Source organism: Thalassolituus sp. ST750PaO-4, from assembly GCF_020320405.1.
In the GTDB taxonomy this organism is placed as follows: domain Bacteria; phylum Pseudomonadota; class Gammaproteobacteria; order Pseudomonadales; family Oceanobacteraceae; genus Venatoribacter; species Venatoribacter alkanivorans.
Map to the genome: position 1 here is coordinate 262,369 of NZ_JABVCB010000005.1, position 21,132 is coordinate 283,500.

The 21,132-nt window shown below is 55.9% G+C and carries 18 protein-coding genes; 5 read left to right on the plus strand and 13 right to left on the minus strand.

All coding sequences use genetic code 11. The features are described 5' to 3' along the window. Window positions 1-67 precede the first annotated feature (67 nt). From HUF18_RS03620 to ppx, 8 genes are all read right to left on the minus strand, one after another. Complete coding sequence (locus HUF18_RS03620; protein WP_225691181.1) at window positions 68-1,279, minus strand: DUF1302 family protein; 1,212 nt, start codon at window positions 1,277-1,279, stop codon at window positions 68-70. After that, window positions 1,279-2,082 carry an outer membrane lipoprotein-sorting protein gene (locus tag HUF18_RS03625; protein ID WP_225691182.1) on the minus strand — a complete coding sequence of 268 codons (804 nt, stop codon included), beginning with the start codon at window positions 2,080-2,082 and terminating at the stop codon, window positions 1,279-1,281. The genes HUF18_RS03620 and HUF18_RS03625 overlap by 1 nt, the downstream gene beginning before the upstream one ends. Continuing rightward, complete coding sequence (locus tag HUF18_RS03630) at window positions 2,082-3,068, minus strand: hypothetical protein (RefSeq protein WP_225691183.1); 987 nt, start codon at window positions 3,066-3,068, stop codon at window positions 2,082-2,084. Before HUF18_RS03630 ends, HUF18_RS03625 begins: the two co-directional genes overlap by 1 nt. Next, complete coding sequence (locus tag HUF18_RS03635) at window positions 3,061-5,622, minus strand: efflux RND transporter permease subunit (RefSeq protein ID WP_225691184.1); 2,562 nt, start codon at window positions 5,620-5,622, stop codon at window positions 3,061-3,063. The genes HUF18_RS03630 and HUF18_RS03635 overlap by 8 nt, the downstream gene beginning before the upstream one ends. Then, window positions 5,619-6,863, minus strand: coding sequence for an acyl-CoA dehydrogenase family protein (locus HUF18_RS03640; protein ID WP_225691185.1), 1,245 nt, complete (start codon window positions 6,861-6,863; stop codon window positions 5,619-5,621). The genes HUF18_RS03635 and HUF18_RS03640 overlap by 4 nt, the downstream gene beginning before the upstream one ends. Continuing rightward, complete coding sequence (locus HUF18_RS03645; RefSeq protein WP_225691186.1) at window positions 6,860-8,623, minus strand: HesA/MoeB/ThiF family protein; 1,764 nt, start codon at window positions 8,621-8,623, stop codon at window positions 6,860-6,862. Before HUF18_RS03645 ends, HUF18_RS03640 begins: the two co-directional genes overlap by 4 nt. Before the next feature lie 394 nt (window positions 8,624-9,017). Further along, window positions 9,018-9,905, minus strand: a complete 888-nt coding sequence (locus HUF18_RS03650; protein ID WP_225691187.1) for a PAS domain S-box protein — start codon at window positions 9,903-9,905, stop codon at window positions 9,018-9,020. A 242-nt stretch (window positions 9,906-10,147) separates the two neighbouring features. Then, window positions 10,148-11,650, minus strand: a complete 1,503-nt coding sequence (gene ppx, locus HUF18_RS03655) for an exopolyphosphatase (protein ID WP_225691188.1) — start codon at window positions 11,648-11,650, stop codon at window positions 10,148-10,150. Between the two features lie 226 nt (window positions 11,651-11,876). Between ppx and trxA the strand changes: the two genes are divergently transcribed. Further along, complete coding sequence (gene trxA / locus HUF18_RS03660) at window positions 11,877-12,203, plus strand: thioredoxin TrxA (protein ID WP_145467618.1); 327 nt, start codon at window positions 11,877-11,879, stop codon at window positions 12,201-12,203. Window positions 12,204-12,382: 179 nt separating this feature from the next. Continuing rightward, window positions 12,383-13,651: a transcription termination factor Rho gene (gene rho, locus HUF18_RS03665; RefSeq protein WP_145467616.1), complete on the plus strand. Its 1,269-nt coding sequence runs from the start codon at window positions 12,383-12,385 to the stop codon at window positions 13,649-13,651. A 146-nt stretch (window positions 13,652-13,797) separates the two neighbouring features. On the opposite strand, the gene rpoH is transcribed toward rho, so the two are convergent. From rpoH to ftsY, 4 genes are all read right to left on the minus strand, one after another. Beyond that, window positions 13,798-14,667, minus strand: coding sequence for an RNA polymerase sigma factor RpoH (gene rpoH, locus HUF18_RS03670; protein WP_145467614.1), 870 nt, complete (start codon window positions 14,665-14,667; stop codon window positions 13,798-13,800). A gap of 144 nt (window positions 14,668-14,811) precedes the next feature. Then, window positions 14,812-15,792: a permease-like cell division protein FtsX gene (ftsX, locus tag HUF18_RS03675; RefSeq protein WP_145467612.1), complete on the minus strand. Its 981-nt coding sequence runs from the start codon at window positions 15,790-15,792 to the stop codon at window positions 14,812-14,814. Then, window positions 15,785-16,471, minus strand: coding sequence for a cell division ATP-binding protein FtsE (gene ftsE, locus HUF18_RS03680; protein WP_145468118.1), 687 nt, complete (start codon window positions 16,469-16,471; stop codon window positions 15,785-15,787). Before ftsE ends, ftsX begins: the two co-directional genes overlap by 8 nt. Window positions 16,472-16,525: 54 nt before the next feature. Next, window positions 16,526-17,773, minus strand: coding sequence for a signal recognition particle-docking protein FtsY (gene ftsY / locus HUF18_RS03685; protein WP_145467610.1), 1,248 nt, complete (start codon window positions 17,771-17,773; stop codon window positions 16,526-16,528). A 247-nt stretch (window positions 17,774-18,020) separates the two neighbouring features. On the opposite strand from ftsY, the gene HUF18_RS03690 reads away from it, so the two are divergent. The 3 genes from HUF18_RS03690 to HUF18_RS03700 all read left to right on the plus strand — a co-directional run bounded on the left by HUF18_RS03690 (window position 18,021) and on the right by HUF18_RS03700 (window position 20,358). After that, window positions 18,021-18,851 (plus strand): hypothetical protein, encoded by an 831-nt coding sequence (locus HUF18_RS03690; RefSeq protein WP_225691189.1) that lies wholly within the window; start codon window positions 18,021-18,023, stop codon window positions 18,849-18,851. Between the two features lie 7 nt (window positions 18,852-18,858). Continuing rightward, a complete protein-coding gene (rsmD, locus tag HUF18_RS03695) occupies window positions 18,859-19,422 on the plus strand; it encodes a 16S rRNA (guanine(966)-N(2))-methyltransferase RsmD (protein WP_225691190.1) in 564 nt (187 codons plus the stop codon). Window positions 19,423-19,551: 129 nt separating this feature from the next. Then, a complete protein-coding gene (locus HUF18_RS03700) occupies window positions 19,552-20,358 on the plus strand; it encodes a hypothetical protein (RefSeq protein ID WP_225691191.1) in 807 nt (268 codons plus the stop codon). A 45-nt stretch (window positions 20,359-20,403) separates the two neighbouring features. On the opposite strand, the gene HUF18_RS03705 is transcribed toward HUF18_RS03700, so the two are convergent. Then, a complete protein-coding gene (locus HUF18_RS03705) occupies window positions 20,404-21,078 on the minus strand; it encodes a TetR/AcrR family transcriptional regulator (RefSeq protein WP_145467606.1) in 675 nt (224 codons plus the stop codon). Window positions 21,079-21,132 lie beyond the last annotated feature (54 nt).

Consider the following 21,132-nt stretch of genomic DNA (forward strand, 5'->3'; position numbering starts at 1 on the left):
TAAAAAAAGAGCTTCTGTTGAAGCTCTTTTTTTATGCCCTGGTTTACAGAAGAAGCTACAGAGGAGGTTACAGCGCAAAATCCCGCCTTAAGGTCAGCATCAGACGATCCTGATCATCAAACTGACCAAACTGCGTATCGTCTTTACCATCAAAGGCAACAGCCGCAAAGCTGACTTTCCACTGTGGTAAAAATTCATAGCTTACGGTTGCGCGCCATAACTGACTGCTGTCGTCGACCCAGTTAACCAGCCATAACAGCCCTGTGGTTAAGCGGTATCGGCTCCAGTTTTTTTCTACCGAAACAGACGATTCCCAGATATCATCGTGATTGCTTTCTTCGTCGTACCAGTGGGTAGTCGCCAGCTGCAGATTCCAGGTCCATTCATTTTCCACCCGGTCAAATCCGAGCAGTGCCGAGGTACGGCTGCTGTCTTCAATACCTGCCGCGGTCTGCCGTCCTTCGCGCAGGTAATGCGCAATATCGCTGCGTAATACCCAGTCACCCATGGGGCGCGCCAGTGACGTACCCAGCATATCGCGTTTGGCCTGCTCGCGTACCAGCCGGGTATTTTCAGGGGTCAGCATTTCATCGGCGTGATAACCATGAAAGGCATACAGCTCAATATCGTTGCCACCCCAGAACAGTTTTCCGCGCCAGCCAATATCCACACCATTACCGTCCTCATGTGCTGGCGGCAGGCTGACAGGCATGCCATTGGCAGCAAAATCGCTGCCGGCCGGCGCCAGCCGGGTCGCTTTGCGTTGTGCGGCAATAATCAGCTGCTGTTCCCAGATATCACCAAAATAATCGGCAATTAACATTCCCCGCGGTTGCCGGCCGAGGGAATAATTATCGAAATAAGGTAAAAGAAATTCGCGCAGGTCGAGCGGATTCCACACATCAACGATGCGGAAGTAATCCGCGCGGCCCCATGCCTGCTGTTGTTTCCCTGCGCGAATTTCAAAGCGGTCAGCCGACCAGGTCAGGTAGAGCTCGCGCAATTCGGCATCGCTGCGCATTTCATCCCTTACCTCACCTTCGGCGTCGTCATACTGGCTGCGGTAACGGCCCAGTAAAATAGCGTTGGTTTTAAGCCGGCCGGTATTCATTTGCCCTTCCAGCAAACCTTCATAACGCTGACCGGGGTCTTCACCAGTGTTTTTTCCAGCCCTTTCCTGCTGGCGTATTTCTGCATGCCCTTTGCCACTGAACGAAGGTGCAGCAAGCGCCACACCATTCGCCAGTAACAGCGTAAATACAAGTGCAATCCGGATCATTACTGAATCCCGCTGCGCAGCGTACGCTCATTAAACAGACGGTCGGCAATGCCAACGTTGTAGGTTGTTTCTTTGCGCAGTAAGCGGGTAAAACCACCTTCGACATGGTTGGTCATTACCGCTTCGGTCACTGTCCAGTAGCCGTCGATTTCTTTCAGGCCGGTAACCTCAAAGGTTTTGATATGGCGCCCTTCGCGGTAAAACTCATCACGCATAATCAGCTGACGTTCGGCATCAACATAAATTACGCGCTGGCTGTAACCGGTGCGTGGATTTTCCAGACCATTGGCGGTATGTGCGGCAATTTTTTGCAGCGTTCGGCCGTTTATTTCTGCCGTACCCTGATCTTCGTAGAGGTAATCATCGACGCGCAGACGTTCGATATCGGCGAAGGAAAAATCGGTACCCAGAAACGGGCCTTCTTTCGAGTTTGTAGCAATACGGCGCGACTGACGCAGTGCCGGTAAATACAGCCACTGGTCATCGTCTTTACCACTGGCTTCTTCGTAGCTGAACATCAGAATGCCGGTGCCGGCGGTATCGGCCGGAGCGGTGAAATACAGCACGGCTTTACGCTCGGCGCCGAATTTTTTTTCCAGCATTAACAGCTCACGTTCACGCACAAAACCATCACTCATGGTCTGTTCCAGAATCATGCGCGAACGGCGGTCATCACCGTCATCACGGTCACGTACCTGTTCCAGCAGCGCTTCCGGTTTAATGCTTTTTTCGCTGACCGCAAAAGCAGGCAGCATGGTCAGACCCAGCAGCGTAAGTGCGGCACTTTTCAGCAGTAATTTCATTATTCAGTCTCCGACGTCACCAATGCCCGGGCGCGGCAATCCAGCACGCGGTAATCACGTGCAGACGCCTGCCAGATACTGGTATGGGTAAGTTGATATTGAGCAAGAGGAGGCGCGCTCAGTGGTGCTTTATGGCCCAGTACCACCAGCTGTAACTGGCGGAAATCCGGGCGAGCCAGAGCCTGCAGGTCACGGCTGCGCAGGCTCTCGGCCATCATGTACATCTGCGCCAGAGCGGCATTGCTTTGCGGCAGGCCATTGGCATCGAGCAGTTCGCCACCCAAAATGCCGCCCAGATACGACAGCAGATTCAGCGCCGAGTAATTACGTCCGTGCTGGCTGTCCGGCGCGCCCGGTACGTTTTGCAATTGCTGCTGTGCCGTTGCCAGAGCCTGCAACGCGGCCACGCCATCAGCACGCTGAGGCGTATCGTATTGCCACTGGGTCATATATAAACCGGCCAGCGGCCCCTGGTTTTCCGGCACGCTGACACATTGCGTACCGGCAGCGTGCAGGCTGGCCGCCAGATGCTCACTCAGCTGCTGCAAGCCTTCTGCGGTGGCCGGTTTTTTCAGCCGCAGCCACAGATGCGTGGCCTGAGCATCAGCCGATACCAGCCGCCGCTGCACCAGCGGATGCTCTTCCACCAGTGCTTGCAGACGCTGCATACCGGCGGCGTTCAGTTCGCCTTTTTCGATAATACGGCGGAAGCGCACTTCATCCTGCTGGGCGACGATCACATTCATGCTGGCCAGGCTGTCGATGGTGCGCAGCAAGGGCTCTCCGGCGCTGTCCTGCACCTGCCACAGCCCTTCAACAGCAGCCACCAGTTGCGGTAACAGCTCCGCCTGATACACGCCGTGCGGCGGGTACAGGCTGATCACCTGCCATTCGTTATCCTGTATGGCCGGCTCTGCCTGCGCCGCGGCAAAAGGCAGCGAGCAGGCAAACGAACAGGCCAGCAGCAGACGTTGCAGCCTACGCATTGGCAGGCTCCGCCAGACCATCGTCAGCACCTTCGGCAACACTGGCCTGTGGTGCATCCGGACGATGGAAGGCCGGCAGCACCAGCAACGCAAACAGTGCACTGAACAGCATGGTGAGCGAGATAAAGTAGCCCAGATTCACCAGTGCCTGATAACCCGACAGCGTCAGCACCAGGAAGCCAAAACCCAGCGCCAGGGTGTTGATCAGAATCGGCTTACCGCAGTATTGCAGCGCATTGGCCACCAGCTCGGCCTGATCCTGACCTTTGCTGAGACGCAGCGCGGCGATGGTGTGAATGGCGTAGTCGATGCCGATACCGAACGAAATCGCCGCAATAATGGATGTGCCGATATCCAGCGCGGTGCCGGTCAGCGCCATCAGGGTAAACACGCCCACCAGCGTGAACAGCAGTGGCAGCAACGCCAGCAGACCCAGACGCAGCGAACGCAGAATAGCGACCACCAGCAGCGCAATCAGCACCACCGCCAGCAGCAGACTCTGGATCTGACCGCCAACCACGGCATCGGTGGTGGACACCAGAATTTCACCATAACCGGCGGCGCGGATGCTGACCCCGGCCGGCAGCACAGTGCGCGCTTCGTTCATCACGCGCTCAATAACGGCGCCCACTTCGGATGAGCGGTCACTGTGCAGTACGGTAAGAATGCGGCCATTGGAGAAGCGGCGGTCGACCACATCGAACAGATCCTGACCGTTGGCGTTTTCGTACAGCAGGTAGTACTGCGCCAGCATCGGCTGGGTCAGGTCTGACGGCAGACGGTAATCTGCAGCACTGCCGCTGGTCTCACCTTCACCAGCGCTCAGCACCTGATGCATGCGCTCGATAAAGTTCACCGGCGAAATGGTAAAGCCCACCAGCGGATCGTTATTCAGCTGCTGCTGCAGTTTTTCCACCGCCAGCATCACCTGCGGCTGCTTGAAGGCATCCACGTCTTTGCTTTCCAGCAGGAAGCTGACCACGGTGGAACCACCGAAGTTGGCGTTGATCGCAGCGTCATCCTGACGGATACGGCTGTCCGGCTCGAAGTAACCAATCACCTGGTTGTCCACCGTCAGGTTCTGCTGGGTGTACACCAGCCCCACCACCATCAGTGCCAGCACCACCAGCACCACGGTTTTACCATGGCCGGCGACGCGGCCGAGCAGGCCCATAAAGCGGCTGATCAGATCGCTGACCAGTAAGCCAAAACGTGGCCGCGGGGCTTTCCACAGAATCACCAGCGCCGGTAAGAACAGCATGGTGACGATCCAGGCGAACATAACCCCCAGACCCACGAAGATGCCGAACTCACGGATAAAGATCACCTCGGTCCAGCTCAGGGCGAAGAAACCGGCCATAGTCGTCACGCTGGTTACCAGCATCGGCCAGAACAGCTTGCGCAAAGCATCCGAGGCCGCCTGAGTACGGGCCGCACGGTCCGGGTTATCCGGCAGCAGACGGTAATAGGTGGAAAGGAAGTGAATGGCATCGCAGACGGCGATGGCGATGATAAACACCGGCAGCATAGAGGTAACGATGTTCTGTTTTACGCCGAAAGCCGCCATGGCACCCAGCGTCCAGAACAGCGAAATCACGGCAATCAGCAGTGGCGCAACCACGCCCTGCAGACGGCCAAAGCTGAGCAGCAGCACGATAATAATCACCAGTAACACACCCGGCAGCAGGGTCTGGTTATCCTGCTCCATACTGGTGGCGGTCTGCGCGGCGATCATTGGCGGGCCGCTCAGGTACACGCGATCGCTGAAGCCTTCACGCGCGGAGATATCGTTAATAATGCGGCTGATTTCACCGTAGGCCAGCAGCATCGCCGGAGAGTCGTCTTCGGCGATATTGAACTCCACCTGAATGGTGGTGGCGTTACCTTTGGGCGATATCAGGCCGTTAATAAACATCGGGTTGGCCAGTACGGCTTCACGCAGCGCCTGACGCTCGGCATCGGTCTGCGGCAGGGTTTTCATCAGCGGACGAACATCCAAACCGCCGGTAAAGGCCTCGATATGTTCCATGCGCGCCAGGCTGCGCACACGTTTAACCGGACGCAGACGTACCGCCAGATTTTCCAGCCAGGCCTTATCCGGCACGCTCAGACCTTCCTGCTGCGCCAGACGCTGCAGTACAGGAATATCCTGCGGTGTAAGGCCATCCTGCAGCAGGGCATTGACCTGCGGCGTGGTCAGCACCTCTGCCGCCGCCAGCGCATTCAGGCGCTGGCTATCGGCATCGCTGATCAGCAGCATACGCTCAAAGGCACGGCTCAGTTCCAGCACGGTCGCCAGACTCTGGGCGTTGAAGACATTGCCTTCAGGGTTATCGATGGCGACAAAGGCCTGCTCACCGGAGTTGGAGAACAGACGCTTGGTGTCGTGATCGGCCACCCGGCTGGGATGGCTGTTATCGATCATGTAGGGCGTGCTGTTAATCTGCAGCTGGCCGGCAGCGCCGAGGGCGACAACGGTTACCAGCAACAAACCCAGCATCATCAGCCAGGGATGACGCTGCACCCCGGTAAACAATTGCATTACGGCGTTCATGCGATGGCCTCCTCAGCCGGTTTGCTGAAGGCGGTGGTGCCCTGATTCTGGTACACGCCAAGATTCAGACCTTCACGAGCCTGCTCACCACGGCGGAAACCTTCGACCAGATTGGTCCAGATCACATGGCGGTGAATTTCTATGGTGCCACCGGCAAAGAACACGCCGATGGAGTCACGCAGCAGACGCTCAAAATACTTGTCGCGGCGGTAGCCGGAATTACCGTGAATACGGATGGCGTTGATACAGGCTTCGTGCAGGCTTTCGGTGGCGATCATCTTCACCAGCGATGCCAGACTGGAACAGTCGATACCCTGCTCCATGCTGTCCATAGCCCGCAGCAGTACACTGCGCAGCACTTCAATCTGGCAGTACATTTCGACGATCTGGCCCTGAATATACTGGTTTTCACCAATCGGACGACCAAAGGCCAGACGCTCCTGACTGTAGCGCAGGCAGTCTTCCATCAGCGGTTCCATACAGCCGGTAATCACCAGACCGGTCAGCACACGCTCGACCAGGAAGGCGAAATACAGCACGTTCAGGCCACCGCCAACGCCGCCAACCACGGCCGATTCCGGCAGCAGGACGTTATTAAAGTTAAAGGCACCGATCGGCGTGCCACGGTTGCCCAGCAGTTCAAAGGGTTCGCTGCGTTCCAGCCCCGGCACATCAGTGCCGGTAATAAAACAGGTAACGGATTTATCACCGGCACCTTCGACATGGGCAAAGGTCATCACCACATCGGCCTGTGGCGCGTTGGTGATGTTCCACTTCTGACCGTTAATGCGGAAACCATCCAGCTCCTGAGAAGCGGCGAGTTTCATCGCCCGCACGTCCGAGCCACAGCCCTGTTCGGTGATGGCAAAGGAGCCCAGCAGCTCGCCACGGATCAGCCCCGGCAGCCAGCGCTGTTTCTGTTCTTCCGTTCCGTAGCTGAGCAGACCGGCCTGCACCAGACCGACCTGAGCAACAAAGGACACCAGCACGCCCATGTCCTGACAGCCACGGGCAAAACCTTCAAGGGCGGCGGCGAATTCGCGCAGGCCCAGACCACGGCCACCGAATTCTTCCGGCATATGCAGACCAAACAGACCGCTGGCGCCGAGGTCACGCCAGATCTGACGGTCAAAAGTCAGGGTCACATCACGCGAGGCGGCACTCGGGCGTACGCGCTTAAGGGCTACCTGTTCGTAAAAGTCACGGATTTCCTGCTGTTGTTCATTCCATACCGATTTCATAACTGAGCCTCCAATTCCTTAGCTGCGTTGCTGCGGCTTGCACTTAAGGCAGCCAGCAGTGCGTTGTCATCCAGATCGAGCAGAGCTTCTACTTCATCGGCACGCGCCTGATTAATGTCCGCCAGCAACAGCCAGAACGGACGCACATCGCGGCCAACATAACGGTGGTGATAGAGATGATCCGCCGGCAGGCAGGATTCGCGCGCCGGCAGCAGTTGCGGGTTAAAACCGAAGAAAGTGAGGTTGCGCAGGGTGACGTTTTTCTCGCCGTCACCAACAAAGGCGCTGATGCCATAACGGCTATCAGAGACCACCCGACGATAAGCGGTCAGCAGCATGATACCGACACGGGCATTACGCACCGGATCATCCAGCTCGGCTTTGGTTACCCGGCCAATTTCACGCACAGCTGCGGTTGGCAGGGCCTGCAGTTCGCTGACCGCGGCATACAGATCGCGGCCAAACGCCTGCTCAACACCAAAGTGCGGACGTTCTGCACTGGAAAACGGCAGGCTGTCAGACAACGGCGCTTTCAGCGTGGAATAACCCAGCAGCTGGCTATTGTCGGTGTCGATCAGCACCAGATGCACATCCTGCGGATGCAGGTTGCTCAGTGGCTCGTGATGCAGCAGGCGGCGCGCGGCCTGATCAGGGTTGATAAAACCAACACGGGCGTAATGCACAAAGGCAAAACGCAACAGTTGGCGTGCCAGCCGCCCGGCCAGTTGCTCATGGGGAATAGCAAAGGCCGAGATGCCGGCACGTTCGGTCAGCAGCTGATCGCGGTAGTTGTGCAACTCCGGCATCAGCGGCAATTGGTAGTGACGCAGCGAGCGCTCAAGAAAGAACGGATCACTGTCGCCGCCCGGGCCGTTAGCCCAGGCACGCAGACCCGTGCGCAGTTCATTCAGCGCCGCTTCATCGCGGGCCTGATCATCACTGACCCGGGGCTTGCGCATCAGGCTCCACAGGTCGACGTAGTTTTCAGTTTCAACCGCACGGTCGTTAATAATATCAAGCACCAGCGTCGAACCCAACACACCGAATAAATTCGCCGCCAGACACAGCTGCGAGGTGTAATCCTTACCCTGCTGGTGACGTGCCAGTTCATCAAACATTTCCACCGGAATAAATTCATCCGGAATAAGCCGGGCACAGGCCTGCAGCGGGTCCAGCGTTGCGACCTCTTCGGCGTTCAGCAGTCCGGCCATTAATGGCAGTGTGCCATCGCGGTAATCAAACACCGGTACGTACTGCGCGGCAGCCATGTCGTAACCACAGATCACGGCTTTTTTATTGCGGTGCGCCACTTCGTGCAGCAGGAATTTCATTTCCAGCCCCGAGCGACCGGTAACATCCACCGCATCCACAATGACATCCGCCCATTCAACCAGAGCATCGACGTTGTCGGGGGTAATGCCATTGCCATAACCGTCGATTTGTACAAACGGATTTATCTGGCTCATACGCTCGTGGAAAACCTCCACTTTGGAGCGGCCGACATCGGTCAGTACCATATTCTGACGGTTGGCATTATTCAGTTCATAACTGCCGTTATCGGCCAGCACCAGATGCTCTGCACCGCTGCGCACCAGCACCTCAATAACACTGCCACCGGTCGAACCACAGCCGGCAATCAGGATGTGTGCATTGCGCAAACGCTGTTGTTCTTCATCGCTGATAAAACCCGCATTGCGCAGCGTAAATTCGTGATAAAAACTTTGGGCGTCTCCCGACCAGCCCGGATTTTGCTCTGCCATAATCCCCTCCTGACAAGCTGCCATTCCATCCTGAAAATTAATTCCACAGATCTGCCGGTATTGATGCGGACACGGAAAAACAAGGGTTTTTCGTTGCGTATGCCACACGACCGTTCTGCTCAGGTCTGCGGAGCCCGGATGCTAGGGAGGGCATTCATGACAGCACAACCACCGATTCCGGATTGCTGTCATGAAAAAAACTGCTGAGTTTTCTGATAATAAAAATTGTGTAAAAACTGCAATAAAAGTGACACGACCGTACAGTCAAAATAGGCGGCGGACAACGCAATAAGGTCGGTGAAATACAATACGGAAGTGGTTGATTTTTAAGCGCTGGTAAAATGAAGTTAAAAAAAACAGCGCTCATGGCGCTGTTTTTTATGCTGTATTTTTTTCAGGCCGAAGCCGGTAATAAACGATGCAGATCGGGCGGCACCTGTGCCAGATCCCAAAGGAAACTGTCCAGTTTGAACGTTGCATTACGGATCTGATGATCAATCTGTGCCAGCTCCTGCTGTACCTGTAAAAAACGCTGCTGGCGACGCATAGCCGACAAAGCCAGTTTTACTTTTTCCGGATCGGAACCCACATACTGGCGTTTGCGCTTACCATTTTTCTGCGGCTCAATCAGATACAGATAACGCCCCTGATGCCAGAACGGAGTGGCATCAACCCTTGGCAATTGCCGCATATCATCCAGTTCGCTGAGTAAATGCGTGCGTAATACTTTCAGGCGTTCCAGCTGATCGTGAATACGTTCAACTTTATCGCCCAGTAATTGCTGATCTCCCATTCCCTGTAAATGAATCTGCTGCCGCGATAAATCGGTCACGGTCATCATACAACCACGGAAACTGCCATCACTGCTGGGAATTGCGGTAGCGGAAATCTGCACCCAGTGCATATCGCGGCTGCGGCTGATCAGACGGACGGTAAAACGGCTGCTGCCCTGCATGCTGAATAACCGCTGGCGTAATAATTCGGCGTCGTCGCGCGGCATCAGTTCGGTTAAGGGCCGCCCGGCCAGTTCCGCCGGAGCATAACCACAGAGACGAACCAGATACGGATTCATATAGGTGATATGTCCGCCGGCATTCACCACCAGCATGCCGTCTTCGGCAAGCTCTACCAGTGTTTCATAGCAGCGGCTGCGCTCATTGCTGGTACAGGTAGTGATTTTTGGCAGTGGCGTTTCATCCACTGCGCTGTGCGAAAAAGACACCGGTACTTCCATATCAGGATCGTACTGGCTCAGCAGGTGAATCAGATCTGCGGCACGCATTGGCCAATCCTCCGTGATACTGCGCCAAAAGACTCTGCGGCGGGAGTCACGATGCTGAATCATTTCACGCATCGTAATCCTGTCGCCAAAAGACAATAGTCACGATGCTGAATCATTTCATACATCGTAATCCTGTCGCCAAAAGACAATAGTCACGATGCTGAATCAGCTCATGCATCGTAATCCTGTCGCCAAAAGACATTGGCCGCGATGATGAATGAGCCGGACAGGCGACGCAAGCTTCAGGCGATTTCGAGGCTGAAACCTGCACCTTTCTGCTGACTGACTTCCGCCGCCAGATCGCGGGCGGTCAGCGGATGCTCTGCCAGCCAGCCTTCCGGCAATACCAGTTGCAGACGATCGCCCTCGCTGCGCAACAGCGGACAGGGAACCGGATGCGCGCCACGACTGTGATTGAGCACCACCGCCAGACGCAATAAGCGCGTGATCTGAATCATCGCCGTGCGGCTGGCCGGAGCGATTTCGGAGAAACACTCAGGCAGAAATTTACGCCGGTGGCTGCGAACCATGGCCGCCAGTTTGGCTTGCCCCTGACGGGTAAAACCGAGTAAATCCGCATGCTGCACTAAATAAGCGCCGTGTTTATGGAAGCCACTGTGCGCAATGCTCAGACCGATTTCATGTAACTGTGACGCCCAGTCGAGCCAGTAACCCCAGCCGTTATCGAGCTTCCAGTCTTTCTGTACCTGAGCAAACAGGGCGCGCGCCATTTCTTTCACCCGCTGCGCCTGAGCAGTATCGACATAAAAGCGCTCGGCCATGGCCTGTACCGTACGTTCGCGGACATTCTCATGGGTAGAACGCCCGACCAGGTCCCACAATGCGCCTTCGCGCAGCGCTCCATCGGAATAAATCATGCGTTCCAGACCGAAGGTATCGAACACCGCCTGCAGAATCGCCAGTCCGCCGATAAATACCTGACGCCGTTCCGGTTTCACCCCCGGCAGACTGACATCATCGGTAGTAGCGTATTGCAGCATCTGTTTGCGCAGTTTTTTCAGCCCGGCAGGCGTGATGCCTTCCGCTTCCCAGCCGTTTTCCACCAGTGCCTGTTCCGCCGCACGGATAGTACCGGAGGAACCCACCGCGCTGTGCCAGCCCAGCTGTTTGTAATGGGTTTCGATGTTCAGCAGTTCCTGACGCGCCGCATCAACGGCGTCATCAAAACGCGCTTCGGTTATCACCCCATCCGGGAAAAACTGTTTCGTATAGGAAACGCAGCCCATATGCAGGCTTTCCAGCGCCTTGGGTTCAAAGCGTTCGCCAATAATAAATTCGGTACTGCCACCGCCGATATCCACCACCAGACGGCGACCGGCATCGTCAGCCAGCGTGTGCGCCACACCGAGATAAATAAGGCGTGCTTCTTCGCGCCCGGCAATGACTTCAATCGGGTAACCCAGAATCTCTTCAGCGCGTTCAATAAACTGCTGACGGTTGCGCGCCGCGCGCAGTGCATTGGTGGCCAGCACACTCACCCGGCGTGGTTCCATGCCCTGCATAAACTGCGCAAACTCGCGCAGGCACTCAAGTCCGCGCTGTTGCGCTTCTTCCGACAGAATGCCGCGTTCATCCAGACCGGCAGCCAGCTGAACCTTCTGACCACGACGTTCAAGAGTACGTATTTCGCCCTGAAACTCCTGTGCGATGACCATATGAAAACTGTTGGAACCCAGGTCCACCGCTGCGATCAGATCGTTCATCGCGCCAGTGTTATCTGTCATAACTACTTTCCTGAATACTGGTAACCCTGCACCGCGAATACACCGGATGCGGGTTTATGCTCTGCCGGAACAGACTTTAAAAGTGCTGCCGCCGACCCCATTTAGCGAATAAGACTGAATATGCAGCCAGCGACATCCTACGTCCAGCGGAGAATCGGTAATTGATTCCAGACAAAGCCGGCGTACAATGCGGGGCTGCGAAACTTAAATTCCACAGGGGAAACACATGAGCGACAACATCCTGACCGTAACCGACGACTCCTTCGATGCCGATGTACTGGGCTCTGACGTACCTGTACTGGTTGATTTCTGGGCTGAGTGGTGTGGTCCGTGCAAAATGATTGCGCCGGTGCTGGAAGAGATTGCCGAAGAATATGACGGCAAACTGAAAATCGCCAAACTGAACATCGACCAGAACGAAGCCACTGCACCTAAGTTTGGTATCCGCTCTATCCCTACCCTGATCCTGTTCAAAAATGGTCAGGCTGAAGCCACCAAAATTGGTGCGATGAGCAAATCTGAACTGGCTGCTTTCATCGAGCAGGCTCTCTGATAAGCCATTGCCTACCTTGGTAGCAGCTTGTTTATAAAAAGGCGCCACAGGCGCCTTTTTCTGTAGACACCCAAAAACAATGTGTCTATAGTCTGTTGATGTTCGGGGTTCCCCCACGCATTCCTCTCTTGATGAATCATCAAAAATCCTTCAATAACTGCAATAAACACCAGCCCTTTATGAATCTTTCTGATCTGAAACTGAAGTCCGTTCCTCAGCTCCTGGAAATAGCCAAGGAGATGAATCTTGAGAACGTCAGCCGCACCCGCAAACAGGACATTATCTTTGCCATCCTGAAACACCACGCGAAAAGCGGTGAAGACATCTACGGTGATGGCGTACTGGAAATTCTTCAGGATGGTTTTGGCTTCCTGCGCAGTGCCAACAGCTCCTACCTTGCAGGCCCCGACGATATCTACGTGTCACCGAGTCAGATCCGTCGTTTTAACCTGCGTAAAGGTGATGAGGTTGCCGGTAAAATCCGCCCACCGAAAGAAGGCGAACGCTACTTCGCGTTACTGAAGGTTAACCAGATTAACGGCGATAAGCCGGAAAACACCAAATCCAAAGTCCTGTTCGAAAACCTTACCCCACTGTTCCCACAAGAGCGTTTTGTCCTCGAACAGGGTAACGGCTCTACCGAAGATTTATCCTCCCGTGTACTCGACCTGGTGGCGCCAATCGGTAAAGGCCAGCGTGGTCTGATCGTGGCACCGCCAAAAGCCGGTAAAACCATGCTGCTGCAGACCATTGCACAGTCAATTACCCGCAATAATCCGGAATGTGACCTGATCGTTCTGCTGATCGACGAACGTCCGGAAGAGGTAACCGAGATGAAACGCTCGGTACGCGGTGAAGTGGTTGCCTCGACGTTCGATGAGCCACCGGCACGTCACGTTCAGGTTGCTGAAATGGTGATCGAAAAAGCCAAGCGTCTGGTTGAACACAAACGCGACGTGGTGATTCTGCTCGACTCCATTACCCGTCTGGCCCGTGCTTACAACACCGTTGTGCCAAGCTCAGGCAAGGTACTGACCGGTGGTGTGGATGCCAACGCGCTGGAAAAACCAAAGCGCTTCTTCGGTGCTGCCCGTAATGTTGAAGAAGGCGGCTCGCTGACCATTATCGCCACCACGCTGGTTGATACCGGCTCGAAGATGGACGAAGTGATCTACGAAGAATTCAAGGGTACCGGTAACCAGGAACTGCACCTCGACCGTAAAGTGGCCGAGAAGCGTATCTACCCGGCCATCAACATCCGTCGTTCCGGCACCCGCCGTGAAGATATGATGTTTGATGAAATGTCGCTGCAGCGTCTGTGGATTCTGCGTCGCCTGCTGACCGAGATGGAAGATGTTCAGGCCATCGAGTTCCTGCTCGATAAGCTGCGTCAGACTAAAACCAATGACGACTTCTTCGACTCCATGCGCGGTGGTTCAGGCAAATAAGCCTGACCTGCGCGACCAGAAAGGCCTCCCTTGCGGAGGCTTTTTTGTGTCTGCAGGAAACGCGTGCATACAAACAGCGCGCATAAAAAAACCGCCAGCAGGCGGTTTTATAAGAGAGGCGGTTTAATCATAAAACCGCATCGGCATCAGGCTGGCAGTAATGCCCCACCCATAGCTTCTTTCAGTTTCTTCATCGCGTTCTTTTCCAGCTGACGGATACGCTCAGCAGATACCTGATAAACCGCCGCCAGATCGTGCAGAGTGGCTTTTTCTTCACTCAGCCAGCGCTGCTGCAGAATCGCACGGCTGCGCTCATCCAGCTGATCCAGCGCCATATGCAGACGGTCGTTGGAATCCTGCTCGAAGTTATCGGACTCAACCATCAGCGCCGGGTCGGCACTGTGATCTTCCAGATAATGAGCCGGAGCCTGATAGGCGGTTTCGTCATCGTCATCGACGCCGGCATCAAAGGCCGCATCGTAAGCATTCAGACGACCTTCCATCTCGAATACGGTTTTGGTTTCCACACCGAGATCTTCGGCAATGGATTTGGCTTCTGCCTGGCTCAGCCAGCCCAGACGCTTCTTCTGGCTGCGCAGGTTAAAGAACAGCTTACGCTGGGCCTTGGTGGTGGCCACTTTAACGATGCGCCAGTTGCGCAGAATAAATTCGTGAATTTCGGCCTTGATCCAGTGCACAGCGAAGGACACCAGACGCACACCCACTTCCGGGTTAAAACGCTTAACAGCCTTCATCAGACCAACGTTACCTTCCTGAATCAGGTCAGCCTGATTCAGACCATAGCCGGAGTAGCTGCGGGCAATATGGACAACAAAACGCATGTGCGCCATAACCAGACGGCGTGCGGCTTCGAGATCGGCGTGATAATGAAGTTGTTCCGCCAGATGCTTCTCTTCTTCCGGGGTGAGCACAGGAATCGCATTAACCGTGGCAATGTACGACTCCAGGTTTGCACCAGGGGACAAAGCGTTAACGGCTTGCATACCTTTGTTCATTGAACCTTCCTCTTAATGCCTCTGTGAGGTGCTTTTTGCAGCCTCTGCGAAGTATGTTGGCGACTGAGTTTAGCACTTGCAAAGTCTGACAGCCAATATGCCATTGAGTTCCTTTACGGAACAATACATTCAGTTTCGACCAGATCAGGGCTCTATATGATCTAAATGCCGACTGACCGACCACCAGGCGCCTAACCAGCCCAGCAACATCGCCGCCAGCAGCAACACCATCGCGGCTCCTGCCGACAGCGGTTTCAGTTCAAAGCCCGAACCATAAAGCTCAGCCAGATCCGCCACCGGGCCGTTCAGCAACGCCCAGCACAGAATCAGCAATAACCAGGCCAGCAGGCCACCCACCATGCCATACCATAACCCGGTATACAGGAACGGGCGGCGCACATAAGCGTTGGTACCACCGACCAGCTTCACCACGCGGATTTCGTCCACCCGTGCGGCAATCGCCAGACGGATGGTATTGCCAACCACCAGCAGAATCGCCAGCGCCAGCAACACACCCAGCACGCCGATTAAACGCTCGGCCAGTGCCAGCATCGCCTGTAGCCGTTCCACCCAGGCCATATCCAGCTGCACACTATCGACCAGCTGATAGGATTTAAGTTGCTCAATCAGGCGTAACAACGCGGCCTGTTCGATGCCCAGCGGCGGCTCTACAAGAATGACGGCAGGCAACGGATTTTCCGGCAGAAAATCCAGTGCTGCCTGCAGGCCACTGTTGTCGCGGAAATCATCCAGTGCGGTATCGGCATCGATAAATTCGGTATTGGCCACGCTGTCGAGGGCGGCAATGCGGTCACTCAGCTGCTGACCCTGCTGCTCGGTCGCCTTTGGTGTCAGATACAGCGTGATCCGGCCCGATGCCTGAAAGCGGCCGCTGAGCTGCTCCATATTATCCAGCGCCATCCACAGCGCGCCCGGTAAGGTCAGGGCAATGGCAATCACCATCCAGGTCAGCAGGCTGCCCAGCGGTTTGCTCAGCAGACGCATCAGGGTTTCCACCGCCACTAGCTGATGGTTCGCCGCCCAGGCATTCAGCCGTTTGCGCATGCCGATTTCCTGCAGCGATGCACCGGCCTGGGTTTTTACGCTGTTTTTCGGCTCAGCCATAAATACCTCCGGCACCGGCGATCTGACCTTCGTGTAGATGACCGTGATCGAGGATCAGGCGGCGGTGCCCCATGCGTTCAATCAGGGCGATATCGTGGCTGGCAATCAGCACGGTGACGCCCACCTGCTGGAAGCGCAGAAACAGATTCATAATCTCGGCCGACAATTCAGGGTCGAGGTTACCGGTTGGCTCATCCGCCAGCAGCAGTGCCGGCTTGTTCACCACCGCACGGGCAATACCAACGCGCTGTTGCTCACCGCCGGACAGTTCGATCGGGTTGCGTTTTTCCATGCCCAGCAAACCAACCGAATCAAGGGCAGCACGCACACGGCGTCCGGCTTCGGCGGGGGTATAACCGGCAATCTGCAGAGGGAGGGCGACGTTATCAAAGACGCTGCGGTCAAACAGCAGCTGGTGATTCTGGAACACCACGCCGACTTTGCGGCGCAGGTAAGGGATCTGCCCGGCGCGCAGACGCCCGAGATTCTGACCATCGACAAACACCTGACCACGGGAAGGACGCTCCATCAGCATCATCAGCTTCAGCAACGTACTTTTGCCGGCACCGCTGTGCCCGGTAAGAAAGGCAAATTCGCCACGGGCCAGCTCAAAGCTGATGCCACTGAGGGCTTCTTTGCCTCCGGGGTAACGTTTACCGACCCGGTCAAACTGCACCATGGTCATATCCGGCTCCTGTTTTTATGTTTGTTCGGCTGGACCTGTTCGCGGCCATCAGCCGTTGTCGTTCTGCTCGCGCTGGAACAGTGCGCGGGTAAATTCTTCGGCATTAAAAGGACGCAGGTCATCGATGCCCTCGCCCACGCCGATATAACGCACCGGCAGGCCAAAGTGGCGGGCCAGCGCAAAGATAATACCGCCCTTGGCAGTGCCATCGAGCTTGGTCAGGGTCAAGCCGGTCACGCCGACCGCCTGCTGGAACTGACGCGCCTGGTTAATGGCGTTCTGGCCGGTTCCCGCATCCAGCACCAGCATCACTTCGTGTGGTGCGCTGTCGTCGAGTTTTTTCATGACCCGCACGACTTTTTCCAGCTCCTGCATCAGGTTGTCTTTGGTATGCAGACGACCGGCAGTATCGGCAATCAGAACATCGACTTTACGCGCTTTGGCCGCTTCCAGCGCATCGTACAGTACCGAAGCTGAATCGGCGCCGGTGTGCTGGGCAATCACCGGCACATTGTTGCGTTCACCCCAGACCTGCAGCTGCTCAACCGCTGCGGCACGGAAGGTATCACCGGCCGCCAGCATGACGTTTTTGCCATCGCTCTGGAATTGCTTGGCCAGCTTACCGATAGTGGTGGTTTTCCCCACACCGTTAATACCAACCATCAGAATCACATAAGGCTTTTTGCTGCTGTCGATCACCAGCGGGGCCTGCACATCGCCCAGCGTGTCCTGCAGCTCGCCGATTAAGGCGTTATAGAGGGCATCGGAATCGCTCAGTTCCTTACGGCTGACGCGGGCGGTCAGGCGGCTCATGATGTCCTGCGTGGCTTCGACACCCACGTCGGCCATGATCAGCTGGGTTTCCAGTTCTTCCAGCAGGTCATCGTCGATTTCTTTTTTGCCCAGCAACAGGTTGGCCAGGCCATCGCTCAGGCCGCTGCGGGTTTTGCTCAGGCCCTGACGGATACGGCTGAAAAAGCCCGGCTTTTTCGTGCCCTGATTATCCAGCGGTTTATCCTGAGTCTGCGGCTGGGCCGGAGCCGGAACTTCAGCAACCGGAGCTTCAACTGGTTCGTCGTCAGCAACTGCTTCATCTTCAGTAACGGGGCTTGCTGCGGCCACCGGCGTCACCACTTCAGCGGCTGGTGCTGCTGCCGCTTCGGTTACGGCTTCCGTACTGTCAGCCTGCACCTGTTCAGGAGACGGTTCAGCAGATTGTTCTGGGGATTCAGATTCCGCCGGGGTTTCTTTGGCGGCTTCCGGAGCATTTTTTTTGCGCTTAAAAAAATCAAACATCGGGGCACTCAGACATCAGGGACAATAATGGATGTTCGTTATGCGCCGGTTTTGCGGGGTGTTGTGGGGTTTTGCGAAACAGTGCAATCGGGCCAAAGCCCATCACGTTATTTCCGCACCCGGCGTCAGGGCGCTATCCTACCATCATTCCGCCGTATGTAATCGGCAGCGGATAAATTTCACCCCGCATTCAGGGCATGTTTGCACCTGAAACCGGCAACCACCATCAAACCGGGATAACCGCCCTATGCTGCACGGCTTCAGCCGCACCACCCTGAGCGCTCTGATTATCATCTGCCTGCTGCTGATCAGCTGGATTAATCTCGGTTGGAAAGATGAAGAGCAACAGCCATTACCGGCGCGGCAGCAACCGCCGCTGGCCGCTGCTGGTTGGCAGTTCTGGCAGAGTCTGGAAGGTGTCGGTGTTTATCTGCGCAGTGCCGGCGATGTGAATGGTGGCTATCTGGCACTGCGCACCACCAGCGCGGTGTACACACTGCAACTGCCTGCCACAGACTGGGCCGAAAACCTGAAACAGCAACTGCCGGGTAACCTGAAAGGAGGCCCGGCGCTGCTGCTGATTGCCGGGCCATGGGATGAACTCAGCCAGAAAACCATGGCCGCTTACGTCATCCGCAGTCTGGATCTGCAGCCGCTGGAACCTCTCAGCGGGTCTCTGCCGGCCTGTATCCAGGAGCATCTGGCGGGCGCCTTGTGGCTGACTCAGGCGCTGTTACCTGCGTCGGCGCTACAACCGGCACACGCCTGGGCAACCCTTTACAGCTTGCCGGACAGCCTTGATATGCTGATCAGTCCCGATACACAAGCCAAAACCGCAGAACCAACACGCAGCGCCTGGGCCGAATGGCGGCTTGAGCAGGCCCGGTTGCTGCGCCAAAGCTGGCAGGATGACCGTGATCAGATCGACATTCAGGCCGATCTTGCCTACTATCGCCTGCCGGAAGACCTCTACCGCCAGCTGTATCATCAGCTCGGCCAGAGCCAGAAAACCGCTCCCGCTGAATTGCTGCACTGTCTGTCGGCAACTCAGCCGCAGCGCGAACCCAGCCAGCACTGAAGAACTCATGAGCAAAATCCAATCCCAGCAACTGCGTATTATTGGTGGCCAGTGGCGCTCCCGCCGCCTGCGTTTTCCCGCCGTCGATGGCCTGCGTCCGACCATGGACCGCGTACGTGAAACCGTCTTTAACTGGCTGCAGTACGATGTCGAAGGCGCACGCACACTGGATGCCTTTGCCGGTTCCGGCGCGCTGGGCTTCGAAGCACTGTCGCGCGGTGCGAAGGAAGTGATTTTTCTCGAGAAGCATCCCAATGCGGCCCTGCAGCTGCGCGAAAATCTGGAAATTCTGCAGGCCCGCAACGCTCAGGTCTGGGCCGGCGATGCCCTGCTGTGGCTGCAACAGAATCCGGAGCCTTTTGATCTGGTGTTTCTCGATCCGCCGTTTGGCAAAGACCTGCTGCAACCGGCCATCGATGCCCTGCGCCTGCTGCCCGGAGCACTGGTGTATATCGAGCATGAAGTTCGCCTGCAGCCACTGTTTCCGGCCAACTGGCAGGAAATCAAACATAAGGAAACCAAGGAGTTCTGTTTCCGCCTGTTTGAAGTAATGGCGGACCCGGAGCCCTGATTTTTATTGTTTTTTGATTGAGTTATCAAAAGGGCTGAAGAATTCCCGGGCAGGCGATGATAAAGTAGCGCCGCCTGCCATTTAGCGGCAGCTGAATTCTGCTCAATCAGCTATCAATAAGGACATTCCATGCTGAAAACCCTTTCTTTTCTTACCCTTTGCCTGTTAACCGCATTCCGTGCCCAGGCTATTGAAGTCGTTGACTACCCGGTATATCTCGGCGGCGCGCAGTCGCTGAAGGCCGTGATTCTGCCGCTGAAAAACGACGACAGCAAAGCGCTGGTACAGGTTTCCGGTGTTAACCACGCGGTCGACCGGGTGGTCTTTCTGGCAGAAATGCAGGACCGCGGTCAGGGCTCTGTTGCCTACCGCATCGCTTACGATGGCCAGCCAAGAACCCTGATTTTAAAAGGCATGAACTGGGGCAATGAGTACTTTCAGGTATTCCTGCCGGACACCGGCCGTGACGGTGTAAATGTTGGCACGGTTGAGCAAGGTGAAACCGACCCGACCCGTGAAGCGCTGGTTGAACGCTACGGTCTGCAAAACAGCGAAGGCATCCAGAAAAAGCTGGCTCAGTTTAACCGTGATAAACACGTTAAGAACACCGAAACCATGCTCAGCGAAAAAGACAACGAAGCCAGCCAGGCCTGCGGCAGCACCATCAAGACCCGTATTGACTGGACCAGCGTGAATGACGGCCTGCTGAAAGATGTCAGCATTGGCGCTTACTGCTCACAGGTTGCCGGTGAAATGGCCCGTATCTGTCAGTATCACCCACAGTTCAAGGCCGATCTGGCGGCACTGCAGACGGTGCAATGCAAGTTTGGTGAGGTTCTGAAGCTGCGCCGTCAGGGCAACGAAATAACCTTTATGACGGCAAAAGACGCCGCCAACCAGTCTGATTTTGTTAACGCCTACCTGCGTAATTTCTGATTACCGCCATCGTACTTCCGGCCCGCTAACGGGCCGGAAACCACGTTAGCCGACGGTTTCTTCGTCGGCCTCCAGCCAGCTCGGACGCGGAATAAACTGCTGTTGCAGCTGATTCATCGCCTCTCGGTACTCGTCGGTCAGATAGGGCCGCTCCAGCGTAAACACCTGATAAATACCGCCGCGCAACAGCTCCGGCGAAATCGCATCAACGTCAGCATTGAGCAGATTGCAGCGCAAGAAAGAAAACCAGGACGTCACCACAATCCAGGTATTCAGCGCCAGACTGGCGATGTCAGCTTCGCTGATGCGGATAATGCCAGCCTCGGCCAGCCCACGGAAAATCTGCTGCACCCGTTGCAGACACAGGCGGAAAAACGCGCGGTAACGGGCATGCAGTTCAGCGTCTGCCAGTAACAGATGTTCCATATCGCGGTGCATAAAGCGGTAGTCCCACAAACCGGTAAAGATGTCCTGCAGATAACGCAGTTTATCCAGTGGTTGCAGCGCGCGTTCTTCCGGCACCTGCAGAATATCCAGCACCCGGCTTTCATAGCGCTCAAACAGGGCAAAGATAATCGCCTGCTTATTCTTGAAGTGGTAATACAGATTGCCCGGCGAAATCGCCAGATGGGCGGCAATATGATTGGTTGTTACCTTGCGCTCACCCTGCTCATTAAAGAGCTGCAGGCTGGCGTCGAGAATTCGTTCTTTAGTACTCATGCCGTTTCCGCTGTCGCTGCCCGTATTACTGATAAAACGCCGGGCGTCATGTTG